The sequence below is a fragment of the Cellulomonas pasadenensis genome, assembly GCF_047229365.1.
Lineage (GTDB): Bacteria > Actinomycetota > Actinomycetes > Actinomycetales > Cellulomonadaceae > Cellulomonas.
Genome location: NZ_JBFTEP010000077.1, coordinates 1 through 18120 on the forward strand (window position 1 = coordinate 1; position 18120 = coordinate 18120).

General features: G+C 76.7%; 16 protein-coding genes. 11 read left to right on the forward strand and 5 right to left on the reverse strand.

What is annotated here, in order from left to right:
* Nucleotides 1-39: 39 nt before the first annotated feature.
* Genes AB6N23_RS11745 through AB6N23_RS11760 form a run of 4 tightly spaced genes read left to right on the forward strand, consistent with a single transcriptional unit; the run spans nucleotide 40 to nucleotide 2799 of the window.
* On the forward strand, nucleotides 40-501 hold the full coding sequence (locus AB6N23_RS11745) for a class III extradiol ring-cleavage dioxygenase family protein (protein WP_412866241.1): 462 nt from the start codon (nucleotides 40-42) through the stop codon (nucleotides 499-501).
* Complete coding sequence (miaA, locus tag AB6N23_RS11750; RefSeq protein ID WP_412866242.1) at nucleotides 498-1454, forward strand: tRNA (adenosine(37)-N6)-dimethylallyltransferase MiaA; 957 nt, start codon at nucleotides 498-500, stop codon at nucleotides 1452-1454. Before AB6N23_RS11745 ends, miaA begins: the two co-directional genes overlap by 4 nt.
* Complete coding sequence (dapF, locus tag AB6N23_RS11755) at nucleotides 1451-2428, forward strand: diaminopimelate epimerase (protein WP_412866243.1); 978 nt, start codon at nucleotides 1451-1453, stop codon at nucleotides 2426-2428. Before miaA ends, dapF begins: the two co-directional genes overlap by 4 nt.
* Nucleotides 2425-2799 carry a TlpA family protein disulfide reductase gene (locus AB6N23_RS11760; RefSeq protein ID WP_412866244.1) on the forward strand — a complete coding sequence of 125 codons (375 nt, stop codon included), beginning with the start codon at nucleotides 2425-2427 and terminating at the stop codon, nucleotides 2797-2799. Before dapF ends, AB6N23_RS11760 begins: the two co-directional genes overlap by 4 nt.
* Here the strand turns inward: AB6N23_RS11760 and AB6N23_RS11765 are convergent.
* Nucleotides 2754-4277 (reverse strand): MFS transporter, encoded by a 1524-nt coding sequence (locus AB6N23_RS11765; RefSeq protein WP_412866245.1) that lies wholly within the window; start codon nucleotides 4275-4277, stop codon nucleotides 2754-2756. The genes AB6N23_RS11760 and AB6N23_RS11765 overlap by 46 nt on opposite strands.
* A gap of 4 nt (nucleotides 4278-4281) precedes the next feature.
* Complete coding sequence (locus tag AB6N23_RS11770; RefSeq protein WP_412866246.1) at nucleotides 4282-4953, reverse strand: class I SAM-dependent methyltransferase; 672 nt, start codon at nucleotides 4951-4953, stop codon at nucleotides 4282-4284.
* 107 nt (nucleotides 4954-5060) lie between these two features.
* Here AB6N23_RS11770 and hflX point away from each other — a divergent pair, with 107 nt between their 5' ends.
* From hflX to AB6N23_RS11790, 4 genes are all read left to right on the forward strand, one after another.
* Complete coding sequence (gene hflX / locus AB6N23_RS11775) at nucleotides 5061-6581, forward strand: GTPase HflX (protein ID WP_412866247.1); 1521 nt, start codon at nucleotides 5061-5063, stop codon at nucleotides 6579-6581.
* A 101-nt stretch (nucleotides 6582-6682) separates the two neighbouring features.
* Nucleotides 6683-8776: a S9 family peptidase gene (locus AB6N23_RS11780; RefSeq protein ID WP_412866248.1), complete on the forward strand. Its 2094-nt coding sequence runs from the start codon at nucleotides 6683-6685 to the stop codon at nucleotides 8774-8776.
* A gap of 39 nt (nucleotides 8777-8815) precedes the next feature.
* Entirely contained in the window at nucleotides 8816-11053 is a 2238-nt protein-coding gene (locus tag AB6N23_RS11785; protein WP_412866249.1) for an ATP-dependent DNA helicase, read from the forward strand.
* A gap of 73 nt (nucleotides 11054-11126) precedes the next feature.
* On the forward strand, nucleotides 11127-12128 hold the full coding sequence (locus AB6N23_RS11790; RefSeq protein WP_378205495.1) for an L-lactate dehydrogenase: 1002 nt from the start codon (nucleotides 11127-11129) through the stop codon (nucleotides 12126-12128).
* 78 nt (nucleotides 12129-12206) lie between these two features.
* Here AB6N23_RS11790 and lexA read toward each other — a convergent pair whose 3' ends face one another.
* Nucleotides 12207-12974: a transcriptional repressor LexA gene (gene lexA, locus AB6N23_RS11795; protein WP_412866250.1), complete on the reverse strand. Its 768-nt coding sequence runs from the start codon at nucleotides 12972-12974 to the stop codon at nucleotides 12207-12209.
* Nucleotides 12975-13279: 305 nt separating this feature from the next.
* Here lexA and AB6N23_RS11800 point away from each other — a divergent pair, with 305 nt between their 5' ends.
* The 3 genes from AB6N23_RS11800 to AB6N23_RS11810 all read left to right on the forward strand — a co-directional run bounded on the left by AB6N23_RS11800 (nucleotide 13280) and on the right by AB6N23_RS11810 (nucleotide 14657).
* Nucleotides 13280-13729 carry a LysM peptidoglycan-binding domain-containing protein gene (locus AB6N23_RS11800; protein ID WP_412866251.1) on the forward strand — a complete coding sequence of 150 codons (450 nt, stop codon included), beginning with the start codon at nucleotides 13280-13282 and terminating at the stop codon, nucleotides 13727-13729.
* 141 nt (nucleotides 13730-13870) lie between these two features.
* On the forward strand, nucleotides 13871-14374 hold the full coding sequence (gene nrdR, locus AB6N23_RS11805; protein WP_378209151.1) for a transcriptional regulator NrdR: 504 nt from the start codon (nucleotides 13871-13873) through the stop codon (nucleotides 14372-14374).
* A gap of 97 nt (nucleotides 14375-14471) precedes the next feature.
* Nucleotides 14472-14657 carry a DUF5302 domain-containing protein gene (locus tag AB6N23_RS11810; RefSeq protein WP_378209148.1) on the forward strand — a complete coding sequence of 62 codons (186 nt, stop codon included), beginning with the start codon at nucleotides 14472-14474 and terminating at the stop codon, nucleotides 14655-14657.
* 143 nt (nucleotides 14658-14800) lie between these two features.
* Here the strand turns inward: AB6N23_RS11810 and serA are convergent, their stop codons facing one another.
* Together serA and AB6N23_RS11820 are read right to left on the reverse strand one after the other, a co-directional pair.
* Nucleotides 14801-16000 (reverse strand): phosphoglycerate dehydrogenase, encoded by a 1200-nt coding sequence (serA, locus tag AB6N23_RS11815; protein WP_412866252.1) that lies wholly within the window; start codon nucleotides 15998-16000, stop codon nucleotides 14801-14803.
* A gap of 95 nt (nucleotides 16001-16095) precedes the next feature.
* The coding region (locus AB6N23_RS11820; protein ID WP_412866253.1) for a CotH kinase family protein at nucleotides 16096-18120 on the reverse strand (2025 nt) is incomplete at its 5' end.

Here is an 18120-nt window from a genome sequence, read left to right on the forward strand (position 1 = left end):
GTTTTTGTGTGTGGTGGGTTGGGTGTTGTTTATTAGTGAGTGGGGCGGGCGTCGGTCGGCGCACGGCTCGCCCTGCGGGCGGGCGCCGACGCGGTCCACGTCGTCGAGGTGGCGTCGCGCGACGCGGCCGCGCTCCGCGCCACCGGCGCGCGCCTGTGCGCGCACGGGCCGACGGCGCTCGTCGTCGTCGGTTCCGGCTCGGCACGGCACGGACCGGACGCGCCCCTCGCCGACGACCCGGCGGCCGGCCCGCTCGACGCGGCCCTGGCGTCCGCGCTCACCGGCGCCGGTCGCGGCGCGCGCGACGTCCTGGCCGACCTCGACCCGGCGCACGCGCAGGAGCTCGCGGTGAGCGGCTGGGGGCCGTGGCAGGTGCTCGTCGGCGCGCTCGACGCGTCCGGCGGCGTGCCACGGGTCGACGGCGGGGCCCACGCCGACGTGCGGTACGGCGCCGCACACGGCGCGGCCTGCTGGCGCGTGGCGGCGGGGGAGGACGCGTGAGCCTCGTCGTGGCGGTCGTCGGCCCGACCGCCACGGGCAAGTCCGACCTGGGGCTGGCGCTGGCGGAGGCGCTCGGCGGGGAGGTCGTCAACGCCGACGCGCTCCAGCTGTACCGCGGCATGGACGTCGGCACGGCGAAGGTGCCCGTCGCCGAGCGCCGCGGCGTGCCGCACCACCTGCTCGACGTGCTCGACCCGCGCGAGGAGGCCTCCGTCGCGGACTACCAGGAGCAGGCCCGCGCGGTCGTCGCCGACCTGCGCGCGCGCGGCGTCCGGCCGGTCGTGGTGGGCGGGTCGGGGCTGTACGTGCGCGCGCTGCTCGACCACCTCGAGTTCCCCGGCACGGACCCCGACGTCCGGGCAGCCCTCGAGGCGCGCGTCGGGGCGGAGGGTGCACGGGCGCTGCACGACGAGCTCGCCGCCGCGGACCCGGTCGCCGCCGCGGGGATCGGCCCCCGCAACGCGCGCCGGGTGGTCCGCGCGCTCGAGGTCATCGCGCTCACGGGGCGCCCGTACTCGGCGTCGCTGCCGCGGCACGAGTACGCCGTGCCGGCGGTGCAGGTCGGGCTCGACTGCGACCGCCCGACGCTCGACGCCCGCGTCGCCGGGCGCGTCGACCGGATGTGGGACGGCGGGATGCTCACCGAGGTGGAGCGCCTGCTGACGCACGGCCTCGGGCGCACGGCGGCACGCGCGGTCGGCTACGCCCAGGCCGCCGCGCAGCTGCGCGGCGAGCTCGACGACGCGGCGGCGCGTGCCGAGACGACCGCCGCGACCCGGCGGCTCGCCCGCAAGCAGATGGGGTGGTTCGGCCGCGACCCGCGGGTGCACTGGCTCGACGCGCAGGACCCGGCGCTCGTCGAGCGCGCCGTCGCGCTCGTCGGCCGCGCGGACGCCGGGACGCTCGCGCCGGCCGCCGACGCCCCGTCGACCCGCCGTACGCTGGGCTCATGACGCTGCCCGTCCCCGCTCCGGCACCCACGTCCACCGGCCTCGGCCGCGTCGACGTCACCAAGGGCCACGGCACGCGCAACGACTTCGTGCTCGTGGACGACCGCGACGGCGACCTCGACGTCACCGCCGAGCTCGTGCGCCGGCTCTGCGACCGTCGGGGCGGCCTCGGCGGCGACGGGCTCATCCGGCTCGTCGCGACGACGCACGTGCCCGACGCGCCGGCGACCACGCGGACGACCGCCTGGTTCATGGACTACCGGAACGCCGACGGCTCGGTCGCGCAGATGTGCGGCAACGGCGTGCGCGTGTTCGCGCGGTACCTCGAGCGGCTCGGGCTGTGGCGGCCGGGCACGGGCGACCTCGCGGTCGGCACGCGCGCCGGCGTGCGCACCGTGCGGGCGGTCGACGTGCCGGTCGGCGTCGGCGACGACGCGTGGTTCGCGGTGGACATGGGGCCCGTGACGATCACCGGCGGCGCCCCGGCGCCGGCCGGCGGCGGTGACGCGGAGGTCGAGGTGGCGGGCCTCGAGGTGACGCGACCCGGCCTGGGCGTCGACGTCGGCAACCCCCACACCGTGGTCGTCCTCGCCGCCGACGCGGACCTCGTCCGCGCCGACCTCACGCGCGCACCCGTCGTCACGCCGGTGCCGGCCGACGGCACGAACGTCGAGCTCGTCGTCCCGCTCGGCGAGCAGGTGCTGGCCGACGGCACGACCGCGGGCCGGGTCCGCATGCGCGTGCACGAGCGCGGCGTCGGCGAGACGCAGTCGTGCGGCACGGGCGCCGTCGCCGCGGCGGCCGCCGTCCGCGCCTACGGCGGCGCGGGCGCACCCGACGTCTGGTTCGTGGAGGTGCCCGGCGGCACGGTCCGCGTCACGGTCACGCCCGGCGCCGACGCGCCGCGGGCGGAGCTCGCGGGGCCCGCCGTCCTCGTCGCCGAGGCGTCCGTCGACCTGGCGGCGCTGCTCGCGTGAGCGCCGACGCGGCGCACGGGCGGGACGGGACCGTGGTCCCCGGCGGCCCGGGCGACGTGCTCACGCCGGACGAGGTCGGGGCGCCGTTCGGCGAGCGCGCGACGCTGCTGCAGGTCTCGACCGCGTTCTGCGCCCCCTGCCGCGCGACGCGACGCGTGCTCGCCGCGGTGGCGCGGACCGTGCCGGGCGTCGTCCACGTCGAGCGGGACGTCGCCGACGCGCCCGCGCTCGCGGACCGGCTGGCCGTGTCGAGCACGCCGACCGTCGCCGTGCTCGACGCCGCCGGCCGCGTGGTGCGGCGCGCGGACGGCGTGCCGACGACGGCTCAGGTGCTCGCGGCCGTCGCGTCCGCGCTGCCCGTCGACGCCTGACGTCCCGCGGGCGCGTCCGCCGCAGGGTCCGCGTCCCCGGCGTCCACCTGGTCCGGGGCGTGCCCCGCCGTCTCGCTCGGCGGAGTGCCGACGCGCGGCGCGGTCAGCGCCGACGCGACCGCGAGGGTCGCCGCGAGCGCGAACGCGGCGACGAACCCGCCGACGCCGACCACCTCGTCCGCGGCACCGGTGCCGTGCCCGTCCGCGCCGCCCGTGCCGGCGACGAGCGCGAAGAGGACGCCGGTCACGGCGAGCGTCATGGCGGAGCCGACCGCGTCGCTGATCGACATCGCCGAGCTGTTGGTCCCCTGCGAGCCCGGCGCCGAGTAGCCGAGCACGAGCACGTTCAGCCGCGACGACGCCAGACCCATGCCGGCACCGGCGGACGTCCACGTGGCCACGAGGACGGCCGGCGGCAGGTCCGCGGCGGCGGTCACGAACGCGCCGACCACCCCGACGGCGACGAGGACGGTGCCGACGCGCACGGTGCCGCGGCTGGTGAGCCGGTGGCCGAGACGCCCCTGCACGGCCGACATGCCGGACCACGCGAGCGCGGCCGTGGTGAGCGCGAGCCCGCTCGCGGCGGGACCCCAGCCGTCGCGCTGCGCGAGCAGGTACGGCACGTACGCCTGGGCGCCGAAGAACGCGCCGGACACGAGGGCGCGCGTCGCTATGACGGACGGCAGCCCCGTCCGCGCGGCGAGCGCGCCCGCGGGCAGGAGGGGGCGCACGGCGACGAGCGCGGCGGCACCCGCGGCGGCGGCGAGCGCGGCCGACGGCGCCGCCGGCAGCTCGACGGCGAGGTTGAGGGCCAGCACCGCGCCGGCGACGAGCACCGCCAGGCCGACGCGTCGCCGCCCGTCCGTGCGCACCCCCGCGCCGCCGTCCGGCGTCCCCAGCGGCCGCAGCGTGCGCAGCAGCGGCAGGCTCGTCGGCACGACCAGCAGCGCGACGCCGAGGAACACCCAGCGCCATCCGGCGGCCTGCGCCACGACCCCCGCGACCGTGGGACCCACGAGCGAGGGCAGCACCCACGCGGCCGAGAACCACGCGAACGCGCGCGGGTGCAGCGCCGGCGGGTAGGCCCGCGCGAGCGTGACCAGCAACGTCACGTTGACGGCACCGCCGCCGAGCCCCTGCGCCAGCCGCCCGGCGACGAGCACGGGCATCGACGTCGCGAACCCGGCGACGACCAGCCCCGCGACGAAGAGGGCGGTGCCCGTGAGGAACGGCCGGAACGGCCCGGAGCGGTCGGACCAGGTGCCGGCGACGACCATGCCGACGACGCCGGTGGCGAGCGGGCCCGCGAACGCGAACGCGTACAGCGCGTGCCCGTCGAGGACGTCGGCGACGCCGGGCATCACCGTCGTCACGGCGAACGACTCGAACGCCACGAGCACGACGAGCGTGACGAGCGCCGCGGTGGTGGTGCGGCGCGCCCGCCACAACGCCTCGACCTGCGGCGTCGGCACGGTCACGGCGTCACCCGCACGACGTCACCCGCAGCACCCGGAAGCCCTTCGCGCTCGCGACGCGGTCGACCGTGACGCCGAGGCCCGCGCCGTCGGGCGCGTCGCCGACGAGCCACCGGTGCAGGGGGTCGGCGCCGAGGTTGCGGCCGACGACCAGCCAGGCGTCGCCGTCCGTGGCCACGCGCGGCAGCCACGCCGTGAGCAGGTCGTGCAGCGCCGCCTTGCCGATGCGCACGGGCGGGTTCGACCACAGCGTGGCGAACCGGACGTCCGGCGGCACGTCCTCGGGACGCGCGGCCACGACGTTCGCGGCACCGAGTCGCTCGGCGTTGCGCCGCACCAGGTCGAGGGCGCGCTCGTTGACGTCGACGGCCCACACGCGGGCCCGCGGCGACGACAGGGCGAGCGTGAGCGCGACGGGGCCCCAGCCGCAGCCGAGGTCGAGCAGGTCGCCCGTGGCGGGCGGTGCCGGCACGGTGCGGAGCAGCACCTGCGTGCCGAGGTCGACGTGGTCGGGGGAGAAGACGCCGCCCGCCGTCTCGACCGTGACGTCGCGGTCGGCGATCCGGACGCGCACGGACCGGCGCTCGTCCGCCGACGCCGGGCGCGCCGTGAAGTAGTGGTCCCCGCCGGTGCTGTCCCTGCCGGTGCTGTCCCCGTCCGGCCCGTCCCCGCTGTGCACCCGCCGACCCTAACGGCCCGCCACGGCTGCGCCCGCAGCGAAAAACCTCGCCCGGGTGGTGCCGCGGTGCGACGCTGGTCATCTTGTAGGTGGACGAGAGGACACGCGTGGACGACCGACAGCACACCACCCCCGAGGCGCCGCAGGCGCCGGTGCGCAGCGCCCAGGAGGTGGCCGACGACGTCGTCGCTCGTGTGCTGGCCCGGGCCGGGACCGCCCTGCAGTCCGGCGGCACGACGCACACGGCGTACGACGGCGACCAGCTCGACCTGGAGGAGCGCACCTCGCTGCGCCGCGTCTCCGGTCTCTCGACCGAGCTCGAGGACGTCACCGAGGTCGAGTACCGGCAGCTGCGCCTGGAGCGCGTCGTGCTCGTGGGCCTGTGGGGCGCGGGCACGGCCGAGGAGGCCGAGATCTCCCTGCGCGAGCTCGCGGCGCTGGCCGAGACGGCCGGCTCGCAGGTGCTCGACGGGCTCCTGCAGCGGCGGCGCAGCCCCGACCCCGGCACCTTCCTGGGCTCCGGCAAGGCGGCCGAGCTCGCGACCGTCGTCGCGGCCGTCGGCGCCGACACCGTCGTGGTCGACGGCGAGCTCGCACCCTCCCAGCGGCGCGCGCTCGAGGACGTCGTCCGGGTCAAGGTCGTCGACCGGACCGCGCTCATCCTCGACATCTTCGCGCAGCACGCGAAGTCGAAGGAGGGCAAGGCGCAGGTCGAGCTCGCCCAGCTCGAGTACCTCCTGCCGCGCCTGCGCGGCTGGGGCGAGTCGATGAGCCGGCAGGCCGGTGGTCAGGTCGGCGGCGCCGGCGCGGGCATGGGGTCCCGCGGCCCCGGTGAGACGAAGATCGAGCTCGACCGGCGGCGCATCCGCAACCGGATGGCGAAGCTGCGCCGCGAGATCGCCGCGATGGCGCCGGCCCGCGAGACCAAGCGGGCCTCGCGCAAGCGCAACGCGATCCCGTCGGTGGCGATCGCCGGCTACACCAACGCCGGCAAGTCGTCGCTGCTCAACCGCCTCACGAACGCGGGCGTCCTCGTCGAGAACGCCCTGTTCGCGACGCTGGACCCCACGGTCCGCCGGGCCGAGACGTCGGACGGCCGCGTGTACACGCTCGCGGACACCGTCGGCTTCGTGCGGCAGCTGCCGCACCAGCTCGTCGAGGCGTTCCGCTCCACGCTGGAGGAGGTCGCGGACGCCGACCTGATCCTGCACGTCGTGGACGCGTCGCACCCCGACCCGGAGGGGCAGCTCGCCGCGGTGCGGCACGTGTTCGCCGACATCCCGGGGGCGATGGACGTGCCGGAGATCGTCGTGCTCAACAAGGCCGACCTGGCCGCGCCGGAGGTGGTCGCGCGGCTGCGGTCGCGCGAGGTGCACTCCGTCGTCGTCTCGGCGCACACCGGTGAGGGCGTCGCGGAGCTGCAGGAGCTCATCGCCGACCAGCTGCCGCGACCGGGCGTGAGCGTCGACGTGGTGGTGCCGTACGACCGCGGCGACCTGGTCAGCCGCGTCCACGAGCACGGCGACATCGACCACGAGGAGCACACGCCCGACGGCACGGCGCTGCGGGCGCGCGTCGACGCGGACCTCGCCGCCGAGCTCGAGCGGGTCGCCGTCCGCCGCGCCTGAGCGACCGCACGACGCACCAGCACCGGACCCGGTGCGCGGGGCCCACCGGCCCGGCGTGCCGGGTCCTGCGCGTGCGGGGGGAGCATGCCTAGGGTGCGAAGGTGATCCCCGCCGACCTGGACCTCCTGCGTGCCCCCGGCGCGCCCGCCCTGCTGCCCGACGGCTCGGCCGCCGTCGTCGCCGTCGTCGGCCCCGACACGGCGCTCGACGCGTACCGCGGCGAGCTGTGGCTCGTGCCGGTGGCCGACCCCGCGGCGGACGTGACCACCGACCTCGGCGTGCACGAGCCCGGCACCGGGCGTGCGCGCCGCCTCACCCACGGGCACCGCGACACCGCCCCGCAGGTGTCGCCCGACGGGCGGTGGGTCGCGTTCTGCCGCGCGCCGCTCACCGGCGGCCCCGCGCAGGCCCACCTCGTGGCTGCGGGCGGCGGCGAGCCCGTCCGTCTCACGGACGCCCCGCTCGGCGTCGCGCACCTGCGGTTCTCGCCGGACGGCACGCGGCTGGCGTACCTGGCGCGCGTGCCCGAGGAGGGGCGCTACGTCGCCGGCGCCGACCCGTCGGCCGAGCCGCCCCGGCACGTGACGTCGTTCCGGTACCGCGCGGACGGCGTCGGGTTCGTGCACGACCGCCCGCAGCACGTCCACGTGCTGACCCTGCCCGCCGACCCGGGCGCGGGCGACGCGCTGCCCGAGCCGACCGCGCTCACGTCGGGCGCGTGGGACGTCACCGACCCCGCCTGGCTGCCCGACGGCGCGGCGCTGGTCGCGACGTGCGCCCGCCACGCGGACCGGGAGCGGGACGTGCGGCGCGACGTCGTGCTGGTGCGCGCGGACGAGCGCGGCACGGACGCCGCGGCGCTGCCGGCCCTCACGGACGCCGACGCCGGGAGCCCGCTCCAGGTCGGGACCGTGCGCCCGGCCCCGGACGGGACGGCGCTGTGGCTCCAGGCCCGCGACCTCGGACCCGACGGTCACGACACGGTCGCCGCGCTCACGGGGCTCTTCCGGCTGCCGCTGACCGGCACCGGGGCCGCCACACGTGCCGCGGGCGTCCCGGAGCGGCTGACCGACCCCGAGACGGTCGACCTGTCCGACGGCGTCCTCGTGCCGCTCGCGGACGGCGCCCTCGTCGCGGTCGAGGAGCGGGGCGCCGTCACGCTCGCGCACGTCGGCGCGGACGGTGCCGCGCCGCGGACGCTGCTCGACGCCCCCCACGTCGTGCTGAACGCCGACGCCCGGCCCGCCGGCGGCGCGGCGGTGGTCGCGGCCGCGCACCCCGTGACGGCGGGCGCCCTGCTCCGCGTCGACGTCACGACGGGCGACGCCGCCACCCTCGCCGACTGGTCGGCGCCCCTGCGCGCCACCGGACGGGTGCGCCGGCCCGTCGACCTCGCCGCGACGTCGCCGGACGGGTACGCGGTGCACGGGTGGGTCGTCACGCCGGACCCGGAGCGGTGGGGCGCCGGGCCGCACCCGACGCTGCTGATGATCCACGGCGGCCCGTTCGCCCAGTACACGCACGCGCTGTTCGACGAGGCGCAGGTGCTGGCCGGCGCGGGGTACGCCGTCGTCCTGGGCAACCCGCGCGGCTCCGCCGGGTTCGGGCGCGCGCACGGGCGCGCCATCCGGCACGCGTTCGGCACCGTCGACACCGACGACGTCCTCGCGCTGCTGGACGCCGCCGTGGCGCAGCACCCGCAGGAGCTCGACGGCGAGCGCGTCGGCGTGCTCGGCGGCTCGTACGGCGGCTACCTGACCGCGTGGCTGACGACCCGCACCGACCGGTTCGCGGCGGCGGTCGTGGAGCGCGGCTTCCTCGACCCCGTGAGCTTCACGGGGTCGGCCGACATCGGCTGGTGGTTCGGGCTCGAGTACGTCGGCGACCACGCGACCAGCGAGGGGCTCGCCGCCGTCGCGGCGCAGTCGCCCATGGCGCACGTCGGGCGCGTGCGCACGCCCACGCTGGTCATCCACTCGGAGCAGGACTGGCGCTGCCCGGTCGAGCAGGGCCAGCGGTGGTTCGTCGAGCTGCGGCGCCGCGGCGTCGAGGCGGAGCTGCTGCTCTTCCCCGGCGAGGGGCACGAGCTCACGCGGTCGGGGCGGCCGCGGCACCGGGTCGCCCGGTTCGAGCACCTGCTCGACTGGTGGTCCCGGCACCTGCCGACGGGCGCGGTCCCCAGCACCGGGGGATGACGGCCGAGGCGCGTCGGCGGTCGCGACTACGCTGACGCGGTGCACCAGGCCCGGACGACCGACCCGACCCCCGCGGCGGCGGACGTCCCCGGGGCCGGCGGCCCCGCGGCGGACGTCACGGGGCGGGCGTCGTCCGCGCACGCGGCCGTCGACGAGCTGCTCGACCTCGCGGTCGGCGCGCTCGGCGGCGGGCGGCGCGAGGGGCAGCGCACCATGGCGCACGCCGTCGCCGACGCGCTCGCGGGCGGGGAGCACCTGCTCGTCCAGGCGGGCACCGGCACCGGCAAGTCGCTCGGGTACCTCGTGCCCGCGGTCCGGCACGCGGTGTCGGAGGACGAGCGGGTCGTCGTCTCGACGGCGACGCTCGCGCTGCAGCGGCAGGTCATGACGCGCGACCTGCCGCTCGTCACGCGCGCGCTCGCGGGCCGCCTGCCGCGGCCGGCGGACATCGCGCTGCTCAAGGGCTGGCACAACTACCTGTGCGTGCACAAGGTCGCGGGCGGCTACCCGGAGGACGACCAGGGCGCGCTGTTCGACGTGCCGGAGCGTCCCGGGGCCGCCGACCACCCGGCACCGGTCGCCGACGCGGGGGAGCGCGAGACGCTCGGCGAGCAGGTCGTGCGCGTCCGCGAGTGGGCGCAGGCGACCGACACCGGCGACCGCGACGACCTCGTGCCCGGCGTCGCGGACCGGGCGTGGCGGCAGGTCTCCGTGACCGCCATGGAGTGTCTGGGCTCGTCGTGCCCGGTGCTCGAGGAGTGCTTCCCCGACGCGGCGCGGGCCCGCGCGCGCGAGGCCGACGTCGTCGTCACGAACCACGCGATGCTCGGCATCGCGGCGACCGGCTCGCCCCACGTGCTGCCCGAGCACGACGTCCTCGTCGTGGACGAGGCCCACGAGCTCACCGACCGCGTGACGGCGCAGGCGACGGCCGAGCTGTCGGTGGCGACCATCGAGCACGCCGCGCGCCTGGCACGCCGGCACGGCGGCGTCCCGACCACGGACCTCGACACGGCGTCCCAGCACCTGGCGAGCGTGGTCGTCCCGCTGCCGGAGGGCCGGTTCCGGGACGGCCTGCCGGAGGCGGCCCGGCTCGCCGTCGCGGCGGTGCGCGACGCCGCCCGCACGCTCCTCACCGTCCTCAAGCCGGACGCGTCCACCAAGGGGCGCGACGGCGCCGAGGGGGGCGTCAAGATGGCCAACGCCGCGATGCTCGCGCTGTTCGAGACGGCCGAGCGGATGGCCGCCGACCCGGAGGACCTGCGGCACACGGTGCTCTGGTGCGCCCGCGGGGAGGACCGGCGCGGGCAGGTCACCACGCGGCTGCACGCCGCGCCGCTCGCCGTCGACGGGCTCGTGCGGACCCAGCTGCTCGCGGGGCGGACCGGCGTGCTGACGTCGGCGACGCTCGCGCTCGGCGGCTCCTTCGACCCCGTGGCGCGCGCGCTCGGCCTCGCGAGCCGCCCCGACGCCGCGCCGGCCGGCCCGCCGTCGCTCCCGGTGGCCGCGTCGGCCACGGCCGCCGGCTCCGGCACGGCGACCGCGGGCGCGCCCGACGTGCTGCCCGGGACGGAGCGCGCGGGCCGCGCCGAGCGCGTGGACGCCGGCCGCTGGCGCGGGCTCGACGTCGGCAGCCCGTTCGACTACCCGCGGCAGGGCATCTGCTACGTCGCGCGCCGGCTGCCCACGCCCGGCCGGGAGCCGGCGACCGACGCGCAGCTCGACGAGATCGCGACGCTCGTGGAGGCCGCCGGCGGGCGCACGCTCGGGCTCTTCACGTCCCGCCGCGCGGCGCAGGTCGCCGCCGAGGCGATGCGCGAGCGGCTCGACGTCCCCGTGCTGCTGCAGGGCGACGACCAGCTGCCGACGCTCGTCGCGCAGTTCGCCGCCGACGAGCCGACCTGCCTGTTCGGGACCCTCTCGCTGTGGCAGGGCGTCGACGTGCCGGGGCCGGCGTGCCGGCTCGTCGTCATCGACCGGATCCCCTTCCCGCGACCCGACGACCCGGTCAGGTCCGCGCGGTCCGACGCCGTCGCCGCGGCGGGCGGCAACGGGTTCATGGCGGTGTCCGCGACGCACGCGGCGCTGCTGCTCGCGCAGGGGGCCGGGCGCCTCGTCCGCTCGGGGGAGGACCGCGGCGTGGTCGCGGTGCTCGACCCGCGCCTGGAGACCGCGCGGTACGGCGAGTTCCTGCGCCGCTCCATGCCGCCGTTCTGGCGCACGACGGACCGCGACCTCGTCGTCGCCGCGCTGCGACGCCTGTCGGCGGCGGGCTAGCCTCGCCGGGGGACGTGCCGCCCGGGCGGGCGCGTCCCGTGCAGCGGAGCCCGTGACGAGGGGAACGAACGCCATGACGCAGGACATCGAGGGAGACGACACCGCGCTGACCGTGCCGACGCCGCAGCGCCGCACCTCGAAGGTCGGCATCGTCGGCGCCGGCGCCGTCGGGTCCACGATGGCGTACGCGGCGCTGATGCGCGGTGCCGCGCGGACCGTCGCGCTCCTCGACGTCAACCGGCAGAAGGTCGAGGCGGAGGTGCTCGACCTCAGCCACGGGATCCAGTTCATGTCGATGGCCGAGGTCGTCGGCTCGGACGACGTGTCCGTGCTCGCCGACTGCGACGTCGTCGTCTTCACCGCGGGTGCGAAGCAGCGGCCGGGGCAGTCCCGCCTGGACCTGGCGGAGGCGACGATCTCGCTCGTGCGGACGGTGCTGCCCGGCATCGTCGAGGTCGCGCCGAACGCCGTGTACGTGATGGTGACGAACCCCGTCGACGTGGTCACGTACGCCGCGCTGCAGATCTCCGGCCTGCCGCCGGCGCAGCTGTTCGGCTCCGGCACCGTCCTGGACTCCTCGCGCCTGCGGTACCTCATCGCGCGGCACACCGGGGTGGCGGTGCAGAACGTGCACGCGTACGTCGCGGGCGAGCACGGCGACACCGAGCTGCCGCTGTGGAGCTCCGCGTCGATCGGCGCCGTGCCGCTGCTCGAGTGGCCGGGCGTCGGCGGGCACGGCCCCCTCACGAGCGAGGTCCGCGAGTCCATCGCGCGCGAGGTCGTCGAGTCGGCCTACCGGATCATCGAAGGCAAGGGCGCCACCAACTACGCGATCGCGCTGGCCGGGTCCCGCATCATCGAGGCCGTCCTCAAGGACGAGCGCCGCATCTTGCCCGTGTCGTCCCTGCTCGACGGGTACCTCGGCATCTCGGACGTGTGCCTCAGCGTGCCGACCGTGGTCGGGTCGTCGGGGGTCGCCGAGCGGCTCGAGGTGCCCATGTCGTCCGACGAGCTGCTGGGGCTGCGCCGGTCGGCCGAGGCCGTCCGGTCGGTCGCCCGCCGCTTCGGGTTCTGACGCCCGCCGCCGCACGCGCTCCCGGGAGGGGCGCGTGCGGCGGGCGGGACGCGCGGGACCCGTGGGTGCGCCGGGCGGTCAGAGGCTGCGCAGCACGCTGACGACGCGTCCGAGGACGGTCGCCTCGTCGCCGAGGATGGGCGCGTACGCCGCGTTGTGCGGCAGCAGCCAGACGTGGCCGTCGGCGCGCTTGAGCGTCTTGACGGTGGCCTCGCCGTCGATCATCGCCGCGACGATCTCGCCGTTCTCCGCGACGGGCTGGCGGCGCACGACCACCCAGTCGCCGTCGCAGATCGCCGCGTCCACCATGGAGTCGCCGGCGACGCGCAGCAGGAACAGGTCGCCCTCGCCGACCAGCTGGCGCGGCAGCGGGAACACGTCCTCGACGACCTGCTCGGCCAGGATCGGCCCGCCCGCCGCGATGCGGCCGACGACGGGCACGTAGGACGGCGCCGGTGCGCCGTCGCGCTCCGGCGCGTCGGTGCCCAGGTCGAGGCCGCCGGCGGGCGGCAGCGTGCCGACGGTACGGGCGTCGTCCGGCTGCACGACCTCGATGGCCCGGGGGCGGTGGGGGTCGCGGCGCAGGAAGCCCTTGCGCTCCAGCGCCGTGAGCTGGTGCTTGACGCTCGACGGGCTGGTGAGGCCGACGGCGTCGCCGATCTCCCGCATGCTCGGCGGGTAGCCGCGCGTCTCGACGGAGGCACGGATCGTCTCGAGGACGAGGCGCTGCCGTGCGGTGAGGCCGTCCGACGCCTCCTCCGCCCCGAGCGCGACGACGGTCGCGCCGGCGTCCGCGACGCCCTGCCCGGCCGCCTCGGCCGTCCTGGTCCCGCCCTGCACGCCCACGGCGCCTCCTGCTCCCTGCGGCGCGTCGCGGTCGTCCCGCGCGCACCCGCCTCGTCACCTGCCCCGCGTCCCGGCCCTGGACGCGGCCCCGGGGTGCGGGTCGGTGTCCGTGCTGGTCAGCGGCTCGTGTCGGTGGTCGGTGGTGCACTTCCTGACGCGCCCCAGCCTAGGGGCGCACGGGTGCCGGATCAAACATCTGTTCGAGCGTGTCTCGACGGATGTCGGGGGCGTCTGCTAGAACTCGTACAGACGTTCGACGAACAGGTGTTCGACACCAGGTGCTCGAGGCGACGGAGGTCAGGGACATGAGCGCGATGACGATCGGACCGGCGGTGCGCGGCGGACGGGCGGCACGGACGCGCCCGTCCACGACGGGCCGCGCGACGACCCACCTCGCCGCAGGACGGACGGCCGCGGGTCGTACGGCGGCGGGTCGTGCGGCGGCGGGGCGTACGGCGGTCGAGGGGCCGCTGCGCCTGACCGCCCGGGGCCGTGCCGTGGTGTGGGGGCTGGCCGTCGCGCTCGCCACCGGCGTCGGGGGAGCGGCGGTCTCCGCGCAGGCGGACGGCCCGCGCGCGGCGACCGAGGTGCAGCGTGTCGTCGTCGCCCCGGGCCAGACGCTCTGGGGGCTCGCGGCGGAGGTCGCCGCGCCGGGCGAGGACGTGCGCGACGTCGTGCTCCGCCTGATGGAGCTCAACGAGCTGCCGGCCGGCGGGCTGCAGGCGGGGCAGACGGTGGTCGTCCCCGTCGGCTGACGGGTAGCGCCGGTCCCGTCCGGGCCGGGTGCCGCCGGGCACGTGCTTGCGACCCCGCCCACGCACGGCCTACCGTCACGACGTCCCACCGGTCGACGGGCGCCTCGGCGGCCGCGGCACGCCGCTCCCGAGAGGTCTCCCGTGCACTGTCCGTTCTGCCGGCACACCGACTCGCGCGTCGTCGACTCGCGCACGTCCGACGACGGCTCGTCGATCCGCCGTCGTCGCCAGTGCCCGAACTGCCACCGGCGGTTCACCACGGTGGAGACGGCCAGCCTGTCGGTCGTGAAGCGGTCCGGCGCCACCGAGCCGTTCAGCCGCGAGAAGATCGCGAACGGGGTCCGCAAGGCGTGCCAGGGCCGGCCCGTGAGCGAGGACGACCTGGCGCTGCTGGCCCAGAAGGTCGAGGAGACGCTCCGCTCGGCCGGGTCCGCCGAGATCGACGCGTACGAGATCGGTCTCGCGATCCTCGGGCCGCTGCGCGAGCTGGACGAGGTCGCCTACCTCCGGTTCGCGAGCGTCTACCAGGCGTTCGACTCGCTCGACGACTTCGAGTCGGCCATCACGGTGCTGCGTGCGGAGCGCGAGCAGCAGGGCCGCTCGGCGGCGCCGCAGGACGCCTCGGCGGACGAGCCCGCGCGCTGAGCGGTCGGCGGGCGAGACCGAGCCCACGGCATATGGGCTGGTGCCGCCCGCCGCGGTCCGTCACCCTGGGCTCTCCCGAGGACGACGGAGGTGCCCCATGGCGAACGACCGGCCGAACGCGGCCAGCGACGAGGCGAAGGCCCGGTTCCGCGAGGCGCTCGAGCGCAAGAAGACGCAGGGCCACCGGACGGCCGACGGCACGCGGAACACCGGGCAGGTGCACGGGTCGGAGACCGCCGGCCCGACGCAGCGTCGGTTCCAGCGCAAGTCCGGGTCCGCCTGACCCGACGACGACCGACCGGACCCCGCTCCGGACGACGAGCGGCGCGGCGCCCCCTCGGGAGGTGACGCGCCGCTCGTCGTGCGACGGGCCCCGGCGGGACGGCGAACCCGTCAGGGCACCGGACCGTCCGGACGGCGGACGCGTCAGGACAGCAGGCGCAGCCGCAGCGACTCGGGACGCCCGGCGAGCGCCTGCACGACGGCGGGCTCGACGAGGGTGCTCACGTCGGTCACCACGTAGCCGAGCTCGCCGCGCGTGGCGAGCAGCTGGCCCTCGATGTTGACGCCGTGCTCCGCGAGGGTCGCGTTGATGGTGGCCAGCACGCCGGGCACGTTGCGGTGCAGGTAGGCGATGCGGTGCGCGTCCGGACGCTGGTCGAGCGCGAGGTTCGGCAGGTTGACCGACAGGTTCGTCGAGCCGGTCGCGAGGTGGTCCCGGACCTTGTTCGCGACGAACTGGCCGATCGCCTCCTGCGCCTCCTCGGTGGAGCCGCCCGTGTGCGGCGTGAGGATCACGTTCGGCAGGCCGCGCAGCTCCGACTCGAACGGGTCGCCCTTGCGCTTGGGCTCCTCGGGGAACACGTCGACGGCGGCGCCCACGACGTGGCCGGACAGCACGGCCTCGCTCAGCGCGGCGTAGTCGACGACGAACCCGCGCGAGAGGTTGAGGAAGATCGCGCCGGGGCGCATGCGGGCGAACTGCTTCGCGCCGAACATGCCGGCGTTGCCCGAGCGTCCGTCGACGTGCAGCGTGACGACGTCGGCCGTCTCGAGCAGCTCGTCGAGGGTGTCCATGCGACGGGCGTTGCCGAGCGCGAGCTTCTCCGCCGTGTCGTAGAACACGACCGACATGCCGAGGTTCTCGGCGAGCACGGACAGCTGCGTGCCGATGTTGCCGTAGCCGACGATGCCGAGGGTGCGGCCGCGGACCTCGTGCGCGCCGGTCGCGGACTTGTTCCAGACGCCCGCGTGCATCTCCTTGTCCAGCACGGTGAGCCGGCGCGTGAGCGCGATGATGTCGGCGATCGCGATCTCGACGACCGAGCGCGTGTTCGAGAACGGCGCGTTGAAGACGGCCACGCCGCGGTCGGCGGCCGCCTGCAGGTCGATCTGGTTGGTCCCGATGCAGAACGCGCCGACGACCTCCAGGTCCGGGGCGGCCGCGAGCACGTCGGCGGACACCTGCGTCTTGGACCGGATGCCGAGCACCTGCACGCCGGCGAGGGACTCGATCAGCTCGGCCTCGTCCAGCGCACCCGTGCGGGTGACGACGTCGAAGCCGGCCGCCTCGAGGATCTGGCGGGCCTGGGGGTGGAGGTTCTCGAGCAGCAGAGCGGTGGGCACGCCCCATGGTGCTCCTCGTCCGGCTCGTGGACCAAAGCCGTCCCGGCCACCGGACGCCGTGCCCGCCCCCTGTCGGGCACGGCGTCCGGGGTGCGTCAACGACGCGTGCAGGTCACGGTCGGCGAGCCGTCACCGGCGCCCGTCGTCGTGGCGAGGAAGCCGAACGTCGCGGTGGCACCGGGCCGCAGGGCGCCGTTCCACCCGGCGTCGCGGGCCTGCAGCGACCCGCCCGCACCGGTGACGGTGGCGTTCCACGACTGGGAGAGCGCCGCGCCGGCGGGCAGGGCGAGACCGACCGTCCACCCCGCGAGGGCCGTCGTGCCGGCCGTCACCGTGATCTCGCCCTGGTAGCCGCCGGGCCACCGCGAGACGGCCCGGAACGTCGCCGTGCAGCCGCCCGGCACCGCCGTCGGCCCGGCGGTCGGTGTCGCGGTCGCGGTCGGCGCCGGGGTCGGCGTCCGGGTCGGTGTGACCGTCGGCGACGGGGTGGTCGTCGGGGTCGGGGCGGGCGTCCGTGTGGGCGTCGGCACGGGCGTCGCGGGTGCGCCCCAGGCCTGCGTCCCGTCGAGCCACGCCGCGCGCCGCAGGGCCCAGTCCTGCACCTCCTGCACCTGGCCGCGCCACGTGCCCGTCGTCGAGGTGATGAACGGCCCCACCATCCGGGTGGTCAGGCGCGGGTAGCGCCGGACGTCGCGCGCGGCGGCGTCCTCCACCTGTGCGGACAGGGTGGCGACGCGCTGGCGCAGCGCCGCGTCGGAGAGCGGGCCGCGCCGCAGCTCCTGCCAGCGTGCGCGCACCTGGTTCGCGAACGCCGGGTCCGCCAGCAGGATCGAGAACCAGTCCGTCGCGACGGGCTGCCGCGTCTGCTGGTACTGCCAGCCGGACGTCTGCTCGTTGCCGAAGTACCCGCCGACGCCGAACGTGAGGTCGAAGTCCCACAGCGGTCCGGCGGTGAGCAACCCCCCGCGGTCCTTGTAGAGGTAGAGGCTCCGGTAGTACGCGTCCATGTTCCGGCTGAGCTCGTTGACGATCACGAGGTCGACGAACGAGCCGACGTCGATGAGCGACGGGTACCCGGTGGCGGGGTCGGCCCGGCCCGGCCCGTGCAGCACGTCGTGCAGCCGCTGGACGTACCCCGTGATGTACGCCTGCTGCTGCGCGACCAGGTCGTCCGGGTCGTGCACCTCGAGATCGGTCCAGCACGTCGCCGCGGCGCCGGTGCAGCGCAGCGTCGGACCCTCGGTGGCCATCCACTCGAACTTGAGGACGTACCCGCCCTCGACGGCGGGTGCCGTGACGTCGTCGGCGTCCAGCTTCTTCAGGTCCAGCCGGTTCTTCTGGTTCTTGATCGTCTCGAGGAGCAGGTACACGCCGCGGTAGTCGTCCGCCGCGACGGGGGCGGCGTCGTCGTTCACGTAGACCTCGACGAGCCGGTAGCGCGGCACGTCGAGGCCCATCTCGCGGCCGAGGTCGAGGACGAGCGCCTCGCGGATCAGCGACTTGTCCGCGTACGGGCCGCGCAGTACCCAGTCCGACTCGGCGGGCATGCCGAAGAACGGCAGGTCGAGGTCGTCGTCGGCCGCGTCACGCAGCTCCAGGCGGTACGGCTTCTTGTCGAACATGCGGCTGGACTGCCCCCGCAGCCGGTAGCCCGCGCGGCCGACGAGCGTCGGCTCCGCGGTCAGCGAGGTCGTGCCGCCGGAGGGCTGGAACTCCATGGCCGCGACCGAGTGGTAGTCGTCCGCGACCGGCCCGCGCCCGTAGGAGTCGAGCAGCAGCACCGGGAGGTCGTGCGCGGTGGTCACGGCGGTCGCGACGTACTGCGCGGTGCCGGCCTCGCCCGCCGGCGTGCCGCCCGTGAACGCCTGGGCGCGCACCTCGGTGCTGCGCGTCAGGCGCAGCGGCGCGGTGTACGCGGCGGAGGAGGCGGTCGGCGCGGAGCCGTCGGTCGTGTAGCGCACGACGGCGCCCGCCACCGGCGTGCCGAGGGCGACGGACACCTCGCCGGTGAAGGTGCCGGGCGGCACCGAGAAGGTGACGTCGCCCTGCAGGCCGGTGTCGACGGCGGCGGGCGCCGGTGCGGCGGGTGCCGGTACCGCGGCGGGTGCGGGCGCCGCGGC

Coding starts and splice junctions, on each gene's coding strand:
- AB6N23_RS11790 (WP_378205495.1), top strand. CDS start 11,127: ATGACGCAGGACATCGAGGGAGACGACACCGCGCTGACCGTGCCGACG.
- dapF (WP_412866243.1), top strand. CDS start 1,451: ATGACGCTGCCCGTCCCCGCTCCGGCACCCACGTCCACCGGCCTCGGC.
- AB6N23_RS11800 (WP_412866251.1), top strand. CDS start 13,280: ATGAGCGCGATGACGATCGGACCGGCGGTGCGCGGCGGACGGGCGGCA.
- AB6N23_RS11810 (WP_378209148.1), top strand. CDS start 14,472: ATGGCGAACGACCGGCCGAACGCGGCCAGCGACGAGGCGAAGGCCCGG.